General features: G+C 59.0%; 13 protein-coding genes. 6 read left to right on the top strand and 7 right to left on the bottom strand.

Annotated features, from left to right (window positions below; translation table 11 throughout):
• From MHN28_RS07340 to xdhA, 5 genes are all read right to left on the bottom strand, one after another.
• Positions 1-1,083 (bottom strand): ABC transporter permease, encoded by a 1,083-nt coding sequence (locus MHN28_RS07340; RefSeq protein WP_239337533.1) that lies wholly within the window; start codon positions 1,081-1,083, stop codon positions 1-3.
• Between the two features lie 63 nt (positions 1,084-1,146).
• The gene (locus MHN28_RS07335; RefSeq protein ID WP_239337531.1) at positions 1,147-2,664 is read right to left on the bottom strand and encodes an ABC transporter ATP-binding protein; all 1,518 of its coding nucleotides are present in this window, start codon (positions 2,662-2,664) and stop codon (positions 1,147-1,149) included.
• A complete protein-coding gene (gene xdhC, locus MHN28_RS07330) occupies positions 2,661-3,596 on the bottom strand; it encodes a xanthine dehydrogenase accessory protein XdhC (RefSeq protein WP_239337530.1) in 936 nt (311 codons plus the stop codon). The genes MHN28_RS07335 and xdhC overlap by 4 nt, the downstream gene beginning before the upstream one ends.
• Positions 3,596-6,010: a xanthine dehydrogenase molybdopterin binding subunit gene (gene xdhB / locus MHN28_RS07325; protein WP_239337529.1), complete on the bottom strand. Its 2,415-nt coding sequence runs from the start codon at positions 6,008-6,010 to the stop codon at positions 3,596-3,598. Before xdhB ends, xdhC begins: the two co-directional genes overlap by 1 nt.
• On the bottom strand, positions 6,007-7,368 hold the full coding sequence (xdhA, locus tag MHN28_RS07320; RefSeq protein WP_239337528.1) for a xanthine dehydrogenase small subunit: 1,362 nt from the start codon (positions 7,366-7,368) through the stop codon (positions 6,007-6,009). The genes xdhB and xdhA overlap by 4 nt, the downstream gene beginning before the upstream one ends.
• Before the next feature lie 344 nt (positions 7,369-7,712).
• Between xdhA and dnaE the strand changes: the two genes are divergently transcribed.
• The 3 genes from dnaE (at position 7,713) to MHN28_RS07305 (ending at position 11,884) form a co-directional block, all read left to right on the top strand.
• Entirely contained in the window at positions 7,713-11,213 is a 3,501-nt protein-coding gene (gene dnaE / locus MHN28_RS07315) for a DNA polymerase III subunit alpha (protein ID WP_239337527.1), read from the top strand.
• An 84-nt stretch (positions 11,214-11,297) separates the two neighbouring features.
• Positions 11,298-11,510 carry a YMGG-like glycine zipper-containing protein gene (locus MHN28_RS07310; protein ID WP_239337526.1) on the top strand — a complete coding sequence of 71 codons (213 nt, stop codon included), beginning with the start codon at positions 11,298-11,300 and terminating at the stop codon, positions 11,508-11,510.
• Between the two features lie 5 nt (positions 11,511-11,515).
• Entirely contained in the window at positions 11,516-11,884 is a 369-nt protein-coding gene (locus tag MHN28_RS07305) for a hypothetical protein (protein ID WP_239337524.1), read from the top strand.
• A 4-nt stretch (positions 11,885-11,888) separates the two neighbouring features.
• Here MHN28_RS07305 and MHN28_RS07300 read toward each other — a convergent pair whose 3' ends face one another.
• Positions 11,889-12,083 carry a SlyX family protein gene (locus MHN28_RS07300; protein WP_170573549.1) on the bottom strand — a complete coding sequence of 65 codons (195 nt, stop codon included), beginning with the start codon at positions 12,081-12,083 and terminating at the stop codon, positions 11,889-11,891.
• Positions 12,084-12,212: 129 nt separating this feature from the next.
• On the opposite strand from MHN28_RS07300, the gene hisS reads away from it, so the two are divergent.
• Genes hisS through hisG form a run of 3 tightly spaced genes read left to right on the top strand, consistent with a single transcriptional unit; the run spans position 12,213 to position 15,667 of the window.
• Positions 12,213-13,889, top strand: coding sequence for a histidine--tRNA ligase (gene hisS, locus MHN28_RS07295; protein WP_239337522.1), 1,677 nt, complete (start codon positions 12,213-12,215; stop codon positions 13,887-13,889).
• A 3-nt stretch (positions 13,890-13,892) separates the two neighbouring features.
• Positions 13,893-14,981 carry an ATP phosphoribosyltransferase regulatory subunit gene (locus tag MHN28_RS07290; protein WP_239337520.1) on the top strand — a complete coding sequence of 363 codons (1,089 nt, stop codon included), beginning with the start codon at positions 13,893-13,895 and terminating at the stop codon, positions 14,979-14,981.
• The gene (gene hisG / locus MHN28_RS07285; RefSeq protein WP_239337517.1) at positions 14,978-15,667 is read left to right on the top strand and encodes an ATP phosphoribosyltransferase; all 690 of its coding nucleotides are present in this window, start codon (positions 14,978-14,980) and stop codon (positions 15,665-15,667) included. The genes MHN28_RS07290 and hisG overlap by 4 nt, the downstream gene beginning before the upstream one ends.
• Here hisG and MHN28_RS07280 read toward each other — a convergent pair whose 3' ends face one another.
• Positions 15,668-16,099, bottom strand: a complete 432-nt coding sequence (locus MHN28_RS07280) for a DUF1489 domain-containing protein (RefSeq protein WP_239337515.1) — start codon at positions 16,097-16,099, stop codon at positions 15,668-15,670.
• Positions 16,100-16,160: the final 61 nt, after the last annotated feature.

Here is a 16,160-nt window from a genome sequence, read left to right as displayed (position 1 = left end):
TCACGCCACCTCGCTACGGGCCGCACGGATGCGGTAGTTTGTCAAAAGATCGAATGCCAACAGGAAGAACAGGAGCATCCCCTGGAACACCTGAATGGCGGCGGCAGGCAGGCCCAGCTGAGACTGCGCGATTTCTCCGCCGATATAGGTCAGCGCCATCAGGCCACCGGCCAGCAGGATGCCCACCGGATGCAGTCGGCCCAGAAAGGCCACGATGATCGCGGTAAAGCCGTAGCCCACGTTGAAGTCGATGCTGACGACGCCCGAGGGGCCAGAGACTTCGAACATCCCGGCCAGCCCCGCCAAAGCACCGGACAGACCCAGGCAGAACAGGATCAGGCGGGCAGGGTTCACACCTGCGAATTTTGCCGCCCGTGGGGCCTCGCCGGTCAGGCGGATGTGAAAGCCCAGCATATGCCGGTTCAGCAGGACATAGGCAAAGATCACCGCAATCAGAGCCGTAACCACGCCCCAGTGCATACCGGAACCGGCGATCAGCTCGGCGTTATGCGCGCTTTCATAGGATTGCAGATTGCGCGATCCGGGAAAACCGAACCCTTCGGGGTTCTTCAGCAGGCCCAGTGAGACTGAGGCCAGCATCTGCTCAGCCACATAGACCAGCATCAGCGATACAAGGATCTCATTGGTGCCAAAGCGCACTTTAAGAAAGGCAGGGATCATCGCCCACAGCCAGCCGCCAATCGCGCCGGCAATCACCATGATCGGGAAGATATAGAACGCGTCCAGAGGGTAAAAGGCCAGACCAGCCCCTGCGCCAAAGATGGCACCCATGATGTATTGACCCTCGGCCCCGATGTTCCAGATGCCTGCTCGAAAGCCCAGGGACAGACCAATCGCGATCAGCACTAGCGGGGCGCCCTTCACCAGCAGTTGCGGGCGATAATAGAATGCGAACTCCCCGAATAGAGGCTCCCAGAAGATCGTGCCAATGGCTTCGACCGGGTTCTTGCCCAGAATGGCGAACAGGATGCCGGCGAAGATCATGGTCGCCAGAACCGCGACCAACGGGGTGGCATAGGACCACGCCTTGGACGGCTGAGGCCGTTTCTCCAACACTATCATCTGCTCATCCCCCCAGATTTTTCATCTTTTTGTAAATACTCTCGCCGAAGGCGGTCCGACGGATCAAACATGAGCCACCTCCATGCCGTGCGCGCCGCCCATCATCAGGCCGATTTCGTCCACGGTCAGACCTGTTGTTGTGCGCGGGGCGCTGAGCCGTCCTTCGTTCAGGGCGGCAAAGCTGTCTGAGATTTCCATAAGTTCGTCCAGATCCTGACTGATGCAGATCACCGCGGTTCCCTTGGCCGCCAGGTCCAGAATAGCCTGACGGATCGAGGCCGCTGCCGCCGCGTCCACGCCCCATGTCGGTTGGTTCACCACCAGAACGTCGGGGTTTTGCAGCACCTCACGCCCGATGACGAATTTCTGCAGGTTACCCCCTGACAGAGATCGCGCGGCGTTTTCAGGTCCGGGCGTGCGGACGTCAAAAGCGCTGATGATTTTTTCAGCAAAACTCTTAGTCTCAGCCCATTTCAGAAAGCCGTTACTCTCTAACCCCTCGCGGACCGAACCGGTCAACAGCGCGTTTTCAGTCAGGCTCATATCGGGTGCCGCGGCATGACCCAGCCGTTCTTCGGGCGCTGTAAGAACACCCAGCTTGCGACGAGCAGTCGGCCCGAGTTTACCAATCCGTTGACCGTTGAACTTAATCGCATCGGCGGCTGTAGGAATCTCACCCGATAGAACGCCCAGCAACTCGTCCTGACCGTTGCCGGCAACACCACCGATGCCCAGAACCTCACCCTTGCGGACGGTCAAGTGGACGTTCCTCAATGCGGTCCCGAACTCTGACGGTGAAGGAACCGACAAGCCGCTGACATCCAGCGCCACCTCACCAAACTCACGGCCAGAACGTTCCGGGGTCTGCAGGGTCGATCCGACCATCATCTCAGCCATGTCGCGGGCTGACGTCTCGGCTGGAACACATTCGCCCACATTCTTGCCCAACCGCAGGATTGTGGCGTGATCGCAAAGCGTGCGGATTTCTTCCAGCTTGTGCGAGATATACAGGATCGACGTGCCTTCCGAGCGCAGTTTGTTCAAAGTCTCAAACAGGATATCCACCTCTTGCGGCGTCAGAACCGAGGTCGGTTCGTCCATGATCAGCAGCTTAGGCTCTTGCAGTAGGCAGCGGATGATTTCGACCCTCTGGCGTTCACCAGCGGACAAATCACCAACGGTGCGATAGGGGTCCAGCGGCAGGCCATAGGTTTCTGAAACTTCGCGAATACGCGTGGCCAGATCACCCATGGCCGGAGGGTTTTCCATCCCCAAAGCGATGTTCTCGGCCACGTTCAGCGCATCGAACAGCGAGAAGTGTTGGAACACCATCGCAATTCCGTCGGTCCGCGCCGCGCGCGGTTCAGGCGGGGCAAAGGGTTGGCCGCGCAGCAACATGGTGCCGCTGTCGGGTTTCACCAGCCCATAGATCATTTTCACCAGTGTAGATTTTCCCGCACCGTTTTCACCCAACAGCGCGTGAACTTCGCCTTCACCGATGTCAAAGGACACCTGATCATTGGCCACGACGCCGGGATAGGCTTTGGTCAGCCCTTGCAAGCTTAAAAGTGGAGTGGTCACGCGCTCAGGTCCTTTTTCAATTCGTTCTGCCGGGCAGGGCGCAGAATTTGCGCCGCGACACCAACTGCGATCATTTGCGGGTGTTTGCCCAGAGAGGGGTCCCCGATTGGGCAGGTGATCCGACCAATCCGCACGGGCGCATGCCCCAACGCGGCCAGCCGGGACCGGAATCGCGCCCATTTCGTAGCCGAGCCGATCAGGCCCGCAAAGCGGAAATCATGCAAAAGCAGCCTGTTGCACAGTTCCAGATCCAGATTGTGTGAATAAGTCAGCACAAGATGCTCGGCATCGCGCGGTGCGTGACGAACTAGTTCGGCCGGTTTGGCCGCCGGAACAATGGTCACACCGTTCGGCACATCATCCGGAAAGCGTTCTGGCCCGGTGTCGACCCAGGTAATCGCCAGATCGGGCAGGGGGGACAGTACATCTACCAGAGCCCTTCCAACATGACCTGCGCCCCAAATCCAGAGGTTGCGTGTAGGTTCGTGAACCGGCTCGATCATCCATCCATCGATCAGCTGCGGGTCGGGCTTTACACCTTGACCGCGGGCCTGCGCCAGCAAGCGCTTGACCGACAGTGGCATTTCACCGCCCGAGGCTGAACGCGCGATGATAGAGTCACTCAGTCGTTCAACCGCCTCAAGATCATAGATTTCGCTAAGCAGGGTTACGGCCCCGCCGCAGCACTGGCCCATATCAGGGCCAAGCGCGTGTTGTGTCTGGCGTGCAGGCACGGTTTGAGATCGCGCCGCTTCGGCCGCCTGAAACTCCAGGGTTCCACCGCCGATGGTGCCCGATTGCCCGTCCTCCCAAACAAGCATTGCGGCACCGACCTCGCGCGGAGACGACCCCTTGATCCCGGCGATAACCACCCGGACCACCTTACCGTGGGTTTTGACCGCCTCCCTCAAAGCCTCTCGATCAAATCCCATCAGATGCCTCCCTTCATCCTTTGGACGCCGTGCCAGACCTCTTCGGCCGTGGCGGGCGCATCCAGTGCCGGATAGCTGTCGCCGCAGGCGGCTACTGCATTGGACAGGGCCAGCCACGCCGAGATACCCAGCATGAAGGGCGGCTCTCCCACCGCTTTCGAGCGATAAATCGTATCCTCGCGGTTTTGACCGTCCCACAAGGCGACATTGAAGATGTCAGGACGGTCCGAGCAGGCCGGAATCTTATAGGTCGACGGCGCATGCGTGCGCAGGTTGCCTTTTTCGTCCCATACCAGTTCCTCGGTCGTCAGCCAGCCTGCGCCCTGTACGTAACCACCTTCGACCTGCCCGATATCCAGTGCCGGGTTCAGCGACGCGCCTGCGTCGTGCAGGATATCGGTGCGTAGGATGCGGTTCTCACCGGTTAACGTGTCGACAGCGACCTCGGTGATCGAGGCACCGTAGGCGAAGTAAAAGAACGGACGACCCCGGCCTTTGATCCGGTCCCACTCGATTTTGGGCGTCTTGTAGAACCCGGTTGCCGACAAGCTGATCCGGCCCTGATAGGCCAACGCGGCGGCTTCGGCGAAGGTATATCGTTCTTCACCGACCGAGACATACCCATCCGAAAAAGTCACCGTCGACGGATCGGCCTGATGCCGTTCGGCCAGATAGTCGGCCATCCGGTCACGGATCGTATCGCAAGCCGCTTTCACCGCCATTCCGTTCAGATCACTGCCCGAAGACGCCGCCGTGGCCGACGTGTTCGGCACTTTGGCCGTATCTGTGGCGGTGATCTTCACCATCTCGAGCGGGATGCCAAAGCGCGAGGCTGCCACTTGCGCCACCTTCTGGAACAGGCCCTGACCCATTTCGGTGCCGCCGTGGTTCAGGTGGACCGATCCGTCCTGATACACATGCACCAGCGCACCGGCCTGGTTCAGGTGAGTCAGCGTGAAGGAAATGCCGAACTTGACCGGAGAAAAGGCGATGCCTTTCTTGATAACGGAGTTCTCTGCGTTCCACTTCTTGATGGCTGCCTTGCGGGATATATAGTCACTGGATTTGAGCAGCGCCTCTGTCATCCCATGCAGTTCGAAATCGGTGACTTCCATTCCGTAGGGCGTGGTGTTCCCCCCCGCAGGAACTGGCCGGACAGGCGGAGCAGTTTTTACCTGTTCAACCCTGCCGGGGCTTGTCAGCTCTTCACGAGGGTCGACATGGCCAAGCGGGCGTTCGGGCAGGTGCTCGGGCTCCATGATCGGCACATGAGCAGGGTCGTAATAGTTCCGGCGACGCAGTTCGACCGGGTCCAGACCCAATTCATACGCAGCATGGTCCATCACGCGTTCAATCCCGACCATACCCTGCGGGCCGCCAAAGCCGCGATAGGCGGTAGCGGATTGGGTGTTGGTCTTCAGCCGATGGCTTTCGATCTGGGCATTCGGCAACAGATAGGCGTTGTCCGAATGCAGCATCGCACGGTCCGCGACGGGCAGGGAAAGGTCCTGAGCCCAGCCACAGATTGCGTAGTGGTGGAACGAAACGCCCTGAACATGGCCGTGCTCATCGAACCCGGCCTTGTACGCAATCCGGAACGCGTGGCGCTTGCCGGTAATGATCATGTCATCGTCGCGGTCATAGCGCATCTTGCAGGTCTTGCCGGTTGCGCGAGCTGCCACGGCGCAGGATACGGCCAGTGCGTTCCCCTGACTTTCCTTGCCGCCAAAGCCGCCACCCATGCGGCGTGTCTCAACACGTATGGCGTGCATGGGAACGCCCAAGGCATCCGCCACTTTGTGCTGAATCTCGGTGGGGTGCTGAGTCGAGCTATGCACCAGCATATCCGCACCCTCATTCGGCACGGCCAGTGCGGCCTGACCTTCGAGGTAGAAATGCTCTTGCCCGCCGAGCTCGAAAGAGCCTTCGATGACATGCGCGGCGTTTTCGATTGCTGCGTCCGCGTCGCCCTTGGCGTAGATGCGCGGGCCTTCCTCGAACCGGCTGTCAGCGTCCAGCGCCTCTTGGATTGTCAGGATCGGTGTTTCTTCGGCATAATCGATATTGCCCAACCGTGCTGCCTTGCGCGCGGCCAGATGGCTGGTGGCGATCACAAGGAAAACGGGCTGACCGATATAGTGGATGGTGCCATCCGACAGCAGCGGCTCATCATGGATCGACGGAGAGACGTCGTTTGCAAAGGGCAGGTCATCAGCGGTCATCACCATGACAACCCCGTCTGCAGCTTTCACCGCTGACAGATCCATCGACGTGATCGTGCCCTTGGCAATCGGGCTTAAGCCAAAGGCCAGATGCAGCGATCCCTTGGGTGTTGGAATGTCATCCACATAACGCGCAGTTCCCGAGACATGCAGTGGGGCTGCGTCATGGGGCAGGGGTTTGGTCACGCTCATGCCAACACCTCCAATACGTTTGTCACTTCACCCTGATCTTCCAGGAAGTACCTCTCAAGCATCGCTTTCGCGGTTTCCAACCGGTAGTTGGCCGAGGCCCGCATGTCCGTCATCGGAGTGAAATCGCTGTCGAAGGCCGGCATTGCAGCTTGAACGGTCTCGCGTATCCAGGGATTGCCCGTCAGTGCCGCTTCGACAGTCGAAGCGCGCTTCGGAATACCAGCCATGCCGCCGAACGCGATACGCGCATCAGTGATTACGCCGTCCGTCACGGTGATATTGAAACACCCGCACACGGCCGAAATATCCTGATCGAAGCGTTTGCTGAGCTTGTAGGCCTTCAGACGATCTTCCTGACGTGCGAAGCTGACGGCCTCGACGAATTCGCCTGGCGCGCGGTCCTGCTTGCCATAGTCGATGAAAAACTCTTCCAGCGGGATCGAACGACGCGCGTCGCCCTTGCGCAGATGCAGTGTCGCGCCCAGAGCGATCAACGCGGGCGGGTTGTCCCCGATGGGCGAGCCGTTGGCGATATTGCCACCGACGGTTGCCGCGTGGCGCACCTGTACACTGGCATAACGGCGGATCATTTCAGCGTAAGAAGGGTGCGGGTCGGCCAGCGCCTCACCCATACGGTTCATGTCAACCATGGCGCCGAAACGGATTTCTTCTTCGGTGATCGTGATCTCTTTCAGATCATCACAGCGGTTCAGAAAGATTACCGGATCGAGATCGCGCAACTGTTTGGTGACCCACAATCCTACATCAGTCGCTCCGGCGACCAAAGTGGCGTCCGGATTCTGGGCATAAACAGCCGCCAACTCATCCGTTGATCCCGGCAGCATCGGCGATGTCACCCGTGTTGCGACCGGCTTGTCTTTGACCCAAACAGGAACCGGTTGAGCCTCGGCAGCTTCAGCCGCGCGTATGATCGGTGCGTAGCCGGTACACCGGCAAAGGTTCCCAGCTAGCTGCGTGTCGTGATCCGTGGCACCATTGGCATGGCTTGCAACCATCGACATGACGAAGCCGGGGGTGCAGAAGCCGCATTGCGATCCATGCAGGTCGATCATGGCTTGCTGGGCTGGGTGCGCCTCGCCATTCGGGCCGCTGGCACCTTCGACGGTGCGCACGGCCTTGCCATGCAGTTGAGGCAAGAACAGAATGCATGAATTCAGCGCCTTGTGGCCGCCCTCATCCGTCACCATGACGGTGCAAGCTCCGCAATCGCCTTCATTGCAGCCTTCCTTGGTGCCGGTCAGGCCGCGATCCTCGCGCAGCCAGTCCAGCAGGGTCGCCGTCGGATCGACATCCGCCAGCTCCACTGTCTCTCCGTTCAGAAGAAACGTGATATTCATTCGAGAAACCCGTCGCCTTACCCGGTTGCGCCCATCGGTGCCCTCCTTCGATGCGACGTAGAAAGAGTGGCGGGCGAATAGCTTGCCGTCAGATGTTAGAAAGTGCATAGGTTGTCTGGCAAGAAAAACTGCCTATGTGATACACCAATTGGGGCTGACGACGCGTGATTATTGCATTCGTCTAATGATCAGCGGCTTGAAACTAAAGCGCTTTTTTCCTTTAGCTGGCGATGAGCTCCGAAGCACCTTCTAAAAAAACCGAATAATCAAAGGTTATTTTTTAGGCGTCTCACGGCTAAGGTTCCTGCTTTTGCCGGGCGCCCTGCTGCGATAGCGTGGCGGTCATGAGCAGTACTCCACGATTCATTCACCTCCGCGTTCACACCGAATATTCCCTGCTGGAAGGCGCCGTGCGGCTAAAAAAGCTGCCCGGTTTGTGTGAAAAGATGGAAATGCCCGCCGTTGCGGTAACTGACACCAACAGCATGTTTTCGGCGCTGGAATTTTCGGTGACCGCTAGCGGGGCAGGTGTCCAGCCGATCATGGGGTGCCAGGTTGATCTGACGTACGTGCAGGCCCAGCCGGGCGAAAAGCCCAAGGCCCCGGCGCCGCTGGTACTGCTGGCGCAGTCCGAGGTTGGGTACGAAAACCTGATGAAGCTGAGTTCGTGCCTGTATGTCGATAAAGGTGGGCAGTTGCCGCAGGTCACGTTGGAGGAACTGGCGGATCGGTCCGACGGTTTGATCTGTTTGTCCGGAGGTCCGGATGGGCCGGTTGGTATGCTGCTGCAACAGGGGCAGCGCCCCGCTGCTGAAGCCCTCGTGGACCGATTGGCGAGGATGTTCCCGGATCGCTTGTATATCGAACTCCAGCGGCATCCGGGCGAAGGTGGCCAGCCTGAAGCCGAACGCCTGTCCGAGCGTGGCCATGTCGAGATGGCCTATGCCAAGAATCTGCCACTGGTCGCAACCAATGACGTCTATTTCCCGACTACGGATATGTACGAGGCGCATGACGCGCTGATCTGCATCGCCGAAGGGGCCTATGTCGACCAGCAGGACGGTCGCCGTCGCCTGACCGCTCAGCATTATTTCAAGTCGCAGCAGGAGATGGTGACATTGTTCGCCGATCTGCCCGAGGCGATTGAGAACACGGTTGAGATCGCCAAGCGTTGCGCCTTCATGGCCTATCGCCGCGATCCGATCCTGCCAAAGTTTGCTGATGACGAGGTCGCCGAGTTGCGCCGCATCGCCAATGAGGGCTTGCAGAAACGTCTGGCCGTGATCCCTCATGCGGTCACGCCAGAAGAGTATCAGGAGCGGTTGGACTTTGAGCTCGACATCATTGAAGGGATGGGTTTCCCGGGTTACTTCCTGATCGTTGCGGACTTTATCCAATGGGCAAAAGACGAAGATATTCCGGTGGGGCCGGGCCGGGGTTCGGGCGCGGGCTCGTTGGTGGCCTATGCGCTAACGATCACCGACCTTGACCCGCTGCGGTATTCGCTGCTGTTCGAACGGTTCCTGAACCCCGAACGGGTCTCGATGCCCGACTTCGATATCGACTTCTGCATGGATCGCCGAGAGGAAGTGATCCGTTACGTGCAGCAGAAATACGGGCGCGACAAGGTGGGGCAGATCATCACCTTCGGTGCGTTGCTGTCGAAGGCGGCCGTGCGCGATATCGGTCGGGTTTTGCAGATGCCCTATGGGCAGGTCGACCGTTTGTCCAAGATGATCCCGGTCGAGGGCGTAAAGCCTGTCTCCATCGAAAAAGCCCTGAAAGACGAACCTCGTCTACGCGAAGAGGCACGCAATGAAGAGGTCGTCGACCGTCTGTTAACCTACGGCCAGCAGGTCGAAGGGTTGCTGAGAAACGCTTCGACCCACGCCGCAGGGGTTGTGATTGGGGACCGTCCGCTGGACGCGCTGGTGCCACTCTATCAGGACCCGCGGTCCGACATGCCTGCCACCCAGTTCAACATGAAGTGGGTCGAACAGGCCGGGCTGGTGAAGTTCGACTTTCTGGGTCTGAAGACGCTGACGGTGATCCAGAACGCTATGGATATCATCTTCAAGTCCGGGCGACCCTTGCACGTGGCGGCGGACGGCACCGAACTCTACGAACCCGCAGAAGGGGCTGAGAACCAGATCAACGCTATCCCTCTGGATGATGAGGCGACGTACAAGCTGTATTCGGCGGCCAAGACAGTGGCGGTGTTCCAGGTGGAAAGCTCGGGCATGATGGATGCACTCAAGCGCATGAAGCCCACCTGTATCGAGGATATCGTGGCCCTTGTGGCGCTGTACCGTCCCGGCCCGATGGAGAACATTCCGACCTATTGCGAGGTCAAGAACGGCCTTCGTAAGATCGAATCCGTACATCCGTTGATCGATCACATCCTTGAGGAAACCCAGGGCATCATCGTTTATCAGGAACAGGTGATGCAGATCGCGCAGGTCATGGCCGGGTACAGCCTCGGCGGTGCTGATCTGCTGCGCCGCGCGATGGGTAAGAAGATCAAAGAGGCGATGGACGCCGAACGCCCGAAATTCGAAAAGGGCGCGGGCGAGAATGGCGTGGATGCCAAGAAGGCCTCCGAGGTTTTCGACCTGCTGGAAAAATTCGCCAACTACGGCTTCAACAAATCCCACGCGGCCGCCTATGCGGTCGTCAGCTATCAGACGGGCTGGCTAAAGGCGAACCACCCGGTCGAGTTCATGGCAGGCGTCATGAACTGCGATATCCACCTGACCGACAAGCTGGCGGTCTATTTTGAAGAGGTCCGCAAGGGGCTGGAGTTGCCCTATGTGCCGCCATGCGTGAACCGCTCGCTGGCGACATTCGACGTGGTCGATGGACATCTGGTATACGCGCTGGGCGCACTCAAGAACGTAGGCGTTGAGGCTATGAACCTTGTGGTCGAAGGCCGCGAGGATAAACCGTTCGTGAACCTGTTCGACTTCGCCCGCCGGGTTGATCTGAAGAAGGTCGGCAAGCGCCCGCTTGAGATGATGGCGCGCGCGGGGGCTTTCGACCAACTCGACAAGAACCGTCGCCGTGTCTTCGAAAGCCTTGAGCAGTTGGTGCAATACTCGGCTGCGATCCACGATCAGAAGAATTCAAACCAGGTCTCTTTGTTCGGTGAGGCAGGCGACGACCTGCCAGAACCACGCCTTTCGCCAACGCCGGATTGGTTGCCGGCAGAGCGCCTAAGCGAAGAGTTCAAGGCCATCGGTTTTTACCTTTCCGGCCACCCGCTGGACGACTACATGCCCGCGCTGAAGCGCAAACAGGTTCTGACGCTGGACGAAGTGACCGAAAAGGCGCGTTCCGGTCCGTTGATCGCCAAGATGGCGGGTGTCGTCGCGGGGCGACAGGAACGCAAATCCGCGCGCGGCAACCGGTTCGCCTTTGCACAGCTATCGGATCCGACCGGTGCTTACGAGGTGACACTGTTCTCGGAAACCTTGGAGAAATCACGCGAGTTTCTGGAAACCGGCGCGCAAGTTGTCCTGACTGCCGAGGCAACGATGGAGGCAGATCAGCTCAAGCTGCTGGGGCGCTCGGTCGGGCCGGTGGACTCGGTTGTGGCCGAGGCTGGCGCAACCGGATTGCGCATTTTTGTTGATGAGCCGCAGGTGCTGCCAACCGTTGCCAAAGTTCTGGAAGACGCAGCAGGTGCCGCCAAAGGGGCGGCAAAAGGGCCGATCCATCTTTGCCTGCTTGATCCCGGACTGCCAGGAGATGTCGAGATGGACCTCGGTCAGGACTTTCCGATCAACCCGCAGATCAAAGGGGCGATCAAATCGCTGGACGGCGTTATGTCGGTCGAGGAAATCTAAGCTATCGTTTTGTTGCCACAACGAATTCGCCCGGCTAGGCTGACTCTTATATCTTATTGGGTCATGCCACAGGAGGGCACCGATATGACGATTTCACGCATTGGTTTCAGAACACTGACTTTCGCCGCGGCGGCAACGGTGGCGATGGCATCGGCCGGGATGGCGGATGACAAAAAGAAAGAAAACACAATCAAGGGCGCGGTGGTCGGCGCGGGTGTTGGTGCGCTGATCGGTGACGGCAAGGGCGCGGCGATCGGCGGCGTGGCCGGGGCTATTATCGGACATAACTGGAAGTGATGGCGATGCGGTATTTTAATCTCAGAATGTCCGTGTTCGCCGCAATTCTGGCGGCTCCGAGTGTGGCGATGGCTGATGACGAGGCTGACCAGATGGTGCAAGACGCCTTGCCTGTGATGCACTATACCTGCGCCTCGATTGCCGAAGAGGCGGATGGTGACGAAGCCTTTGTTGTGGCCGTTGTCGGAAAGATGACGGCCCTATCTCTCTACAATCGCCAGATCAATATCGAAGATCATGCGACCACGGATGAGGAAAAGGCTCAACTGCGTGAGGCATTCATTGCCGCGCTGTCAGAAGGATGCGCCGCGGATAAGGATGCCCTTTTGGGCGGAGTGGTGGATAACGCAGTGAAAACAACGCTGGGATTTTGAACGTTCAATAATGCGGCGGGCGTTCGTCTCCGAATACGACCCCGCCGGACCCTTCCTGCGCCCGTTCGGCCTCACGCTGCAGTAACATCTCGACCCGGCGGGTCAGGCGGTCGATTTCGCCTTGTTGGCGGGTGACGACCGTGTTCAGCTCTTCAACTGTGCGGGTCAGATGGGCGATCTGTTCTTCCAGATGCTGCATGGGCGACTCCTGTATCTCGGGCTGGTCATAGCGACCCTGTGACGCCGTGGCCAGCGAAAGCGCGCCTTGCCCCGATGCGGGCCATGGGATAGACCGCGCGCGGAACATGACCCTCGAAGGACGCCCCACATGGCCAAGCCCAAGAAACAGCCCCGCCCCAAGGCAATTACGCCCAAAGGGTTCCGCGACTATTTCGGCCAGGAAGTCACGCAGCGCACCGAGATGCTGCGGGCCATTGCGAACGTCTATCATCGTTACGGGTTCGACGCTCTGGAAAGCAGCGCGGTGGAAACCGTTGAGGCGTTGGGCAAGTTCCTGCCCGACGTGGATCGCCCGAACGAAGGCGTGTTTGCGTGGCAGGAGGTCGATGAGAACGACAAGGGCGACTGGATGGCGCTGCGGTATGACCTGACCGCGCCTTTGGCGCGTGTCTATGCGCAGCACCGCAACGATCTGCCGACGCCGTATCGCCGCTATGCGATGGGGCCGGTGTGGCGCAACGAAAAGCCCGGACCGGGTCGGTATCGCCAGTTCTATCAGTGTGATGCGGATACGGTCGGCACGGCCTCGATGGCCGCAGACGCCGAGATTTGCGCCATGCTGTCGGACACACTGGAGACCGTGGGTATCCCTCGCGGTGACTATCTGGTGCGCGTCAACAACCGCAAAGTTCTGAACGGCGTTATGGAGATTGCTGGCTTATTCGATAAGCAAAATCCGGGAGCTTTTGAGACAGAGCGGGGAATTGTCCTGCGGGCTATCGACAAATTCGATAGGCTAGGCGCAGAAGGAGTGCGTTCACTTCTGGGAGAAGGGCGCAAGGATGGAAGTGGTGATTTCACAAGTGGAGCTGGGCTAAATCTTCATCAAATCGAAACCATAATGTCGTTTGTGCTCGCTCCTGGTCTCGTCGCTGAGAAACAGGAGGAAATAAGGGCGCTTGTCGAAAGCCAAATTGAAGACGGTGTTGGTGCCACCACGGTTTCTTTGGATAAGGGGAATAAGATTAGCCAATCCACTAGGTTAGTCGCTGCGCTGTATGCACCCCACCCCAACAATCCGTCACCCGAAAATCACTACTGGAATATTGCCGCAATTAGCGTCCTAGGAGAGCTGGTTCGAGGTTCCGAGGAAGGTGAACAAGGTGTAGACGAGCTTAGTGAGATTGTAGATTTACTCTACGCACAAGGCTACGGTCCTGACCGGATTAAAATAGACCCAGCTGTTGTGCGTGGCTTGGGATACTACACTGGGCCTGTATTTGAAGCTGAGCTAACCTTCGATGTTTTCGATGAGAAGGGGCGCAAGAGGCAATTTGGCTCAGTCGCCGGTGGTGGACGTTACGACGACTTGGTAAAACGCTTTACTGGTCAGCCCGTACCTTCTGTCGGCGTGTCTATCGGTGTTGACCGTTTGCTGGCAGCTCTACGCGAAAAGGGCCGGATCGCCGCGCAGGCCACCGGCCCCGTTGTTGTCACCGTAATGGACCGCGACCGCATGGCTGACTATCAGGCGATGGTGGCGGAACTGCGCAACGCAGGCATCCGGGCCGAGGTCTACTTGGGCAACCCCAAGAACTTTGGCAATCAGTTGAAGTATGCGGACAAGCGGAACTCTCCGATTGCGGTGATCGAAGGCGGCGATGAAAAGGCCAATGGGATCGTGCAGATCAAGGACCTGATCCTTGGCGCAAAGATTGCCGAAAGCGCCACTCTGGAGGAATGGAAAGAACGCCCCAGTCAGTTTGAAGTGCCGCGCGGTGATCTGGTTTCCAAGGTGCGCGAAATTCTGGACAGTCAGGACTGATCCATGCCCAACCGTTCTCAGATACAGGCCCGCGCCGCGATGATGCGTGTCCGGTTCGAGGCCGCAGGCGCACAGGTCGTGGATACGCCTTTGCTGCAGCCGGCGGAAATGCTGCTGGACCTCTACGGCGAAGACATTCGTGCCCGTGCCTATGTGACGTCGGACGCCTTGCGCGGCGAGCAGATGCTGCGCCCCGACTTCACGCTGCCGGTTGTGCAAATGCACATGACGGAAGGGGCCGAGCCGGCGCGTTACACCTATTCGGGCGAAGTTTTCCGCCGACAGGAACACGACCCAGACCGGTCCAATGAGTACATTCAGGTCGGGTACGAGGTCTTTGACCGGGACGATCCGGCGGGGGCGGATGCCGAGGTGTTTTCGCTGTTTGCTCTGCAATTGCGGGGTTTGCCCCTGCGCGCGGCCACCGGCGATATTGGCATTCTGACTGCGGCTGTTCAGGGTCTTCGCACCACGGATCGCCGTAAAGCGGCTTTGATGCGCCACCTGTGGCGTCCACGCCGGTTCCGTATCCTGCTGGATCGCTTTGCCGGGCGAAAACCCGAGCCGGAACACCGCGCAAAACTGCTGGATGCAGCGGACCCCATGGGGTTTGACGCGCCGATGATCGGAAAAAGACGCGCTGCCGAGATTGAAGCCCGTATCGAAGCATTGCGCGAAGATCGCGAGACGCCACCGATTTCGGATAACGAACTCGCGGGGCTCGAGTCGCTTTTGGCAGTGCGGGAAACTATGCCCTTCGCGCTGGAGCAGTTGCGGGATGTGGCCGTCGACTTACCACAGATCACTCCGGCGCTGGACAGGCTCGAGGCCAGAATTGCGGCCCTTCAGGCACGCGGCGTGGAAGTCGAGACGCTCGATTTCGAGGCTGCATACGGGCGCACGTCCATGGAGTATTATGACGGGTTTGTCTTTGGGTTTTATGCTGAAGGTCGTCCGGACCTGCCGCCGATTGCCACGGGCGGGCGCTATGATGCGCTGACCCGGCAATTGGGCAACGGGGCGGAAATTCCGGCCGTTGGTGGTGTTCTGCGCCCGGACCTGATGCTGGAAATCGAGGAGGACGCGAAATGAGCCTGAAACTTGGCGTGCCCTCCAAAGGCCGGTTGATGGAGAAAACCTTTTCGTGGTTCGAAAAGCGCGGCATCACCCTTTCGCGCAGCGGATCGGACCGGGAGTACGCAGGCAGGGTCGAGGGGATTGATGGTGTCTCGCTGATCCTGCTGTCTGCGGGTGAAATCCCTCGGGAACTGGCCGCGGGTCGCATTCACATGGGTGTCACCGGAACTGATCTGGTGCAAGAGAAACTGCCGCGCTGGGAGCAGCAGATCGAAGAGATATCGCAACTTGGGTTCGGCAAAGCGGATCTGATCATCGCGACGCCTGCCTGCTGGGTCGACGTTGATACGCTGGACGATCTCGATGCCGCAGCCGCCGCGTTTCGAAAGACCCATGGCCACCGGTTGAGGATTGCCACCAAATACCACCGTCTGGTGCGAGAGTTTCTGACCGATGCGGGCGTTGCCGACTACACGTTAATCGACAGCCAGGGCGCGACTGAAGGCACCGTGATGAACGAAACCGCCGAAGCGATTGCCGATATCACCTCGACCGGTGAGACTTTGCGGGCCAACCACCTCAAGATCCTGTCGGACGGTCTGATCCTGCAATCACAGGCAACACTGTGGCGTAGTCGTGTAGCTGCTTACGATGCGGGTGATAAAGAGGTTCTGTCTGAACTATTGGATCGGCTGAGCTGATTACAGCACGCCGATCTCCGCCAATGCGCGGTTCAGATCATCGGGCAGAGAATCGTCCTCTGCCCGTCCTTTGGGAAGATCGGCAGGCGTGTCCTCCGGTTTAAGGTATCGCCAGCCCTGGAATGGGCGTTTCAAAGCGTTCTGCGTGCGGTGCACTTCGGGGTCGAGCACGATGGCGCAGCGGCGGATGCCGTCTTCGCCGCGCACTTCATCCAGTCGCAGAATCTTTTGACGACACTGGACGACGCCCTTGATCACCCAGTAGATTGATCCGCCGTTCAGAATCTCGGCCTCGCGCTTGGGCCACATGCGGGTGACGTGGCGCGGGCACCCGTCCTCATACAGCGGCTTACGGCTGTCCTGCCACGCAATCAGCGTGTCGACGCTTTCCGATCCGACCGATAGTTTTATGAGGTTTATGTAGTTATCCACAGCTTTCCCACAGAGTCGTCCCGAGGCCCATCTTTATATTGTAGCTTTCTGGTGGCTGTCA

Source organism: Ruegeria sp. Ofav3-42, assembly GCF_022347725.1.
In the GTDB taxonomy this organism is placed as follows: Bacteria; Pseudomonadota; Alphaproteobacteria; order Rhodobacterales; family Rhodobacteraceae; genus Ruegeria.
The sequence above is the reverse complement of the archived record's forward strand: the minus strand, read 5'-3'. Positions and strand labels throughout refer to the sequence as shown.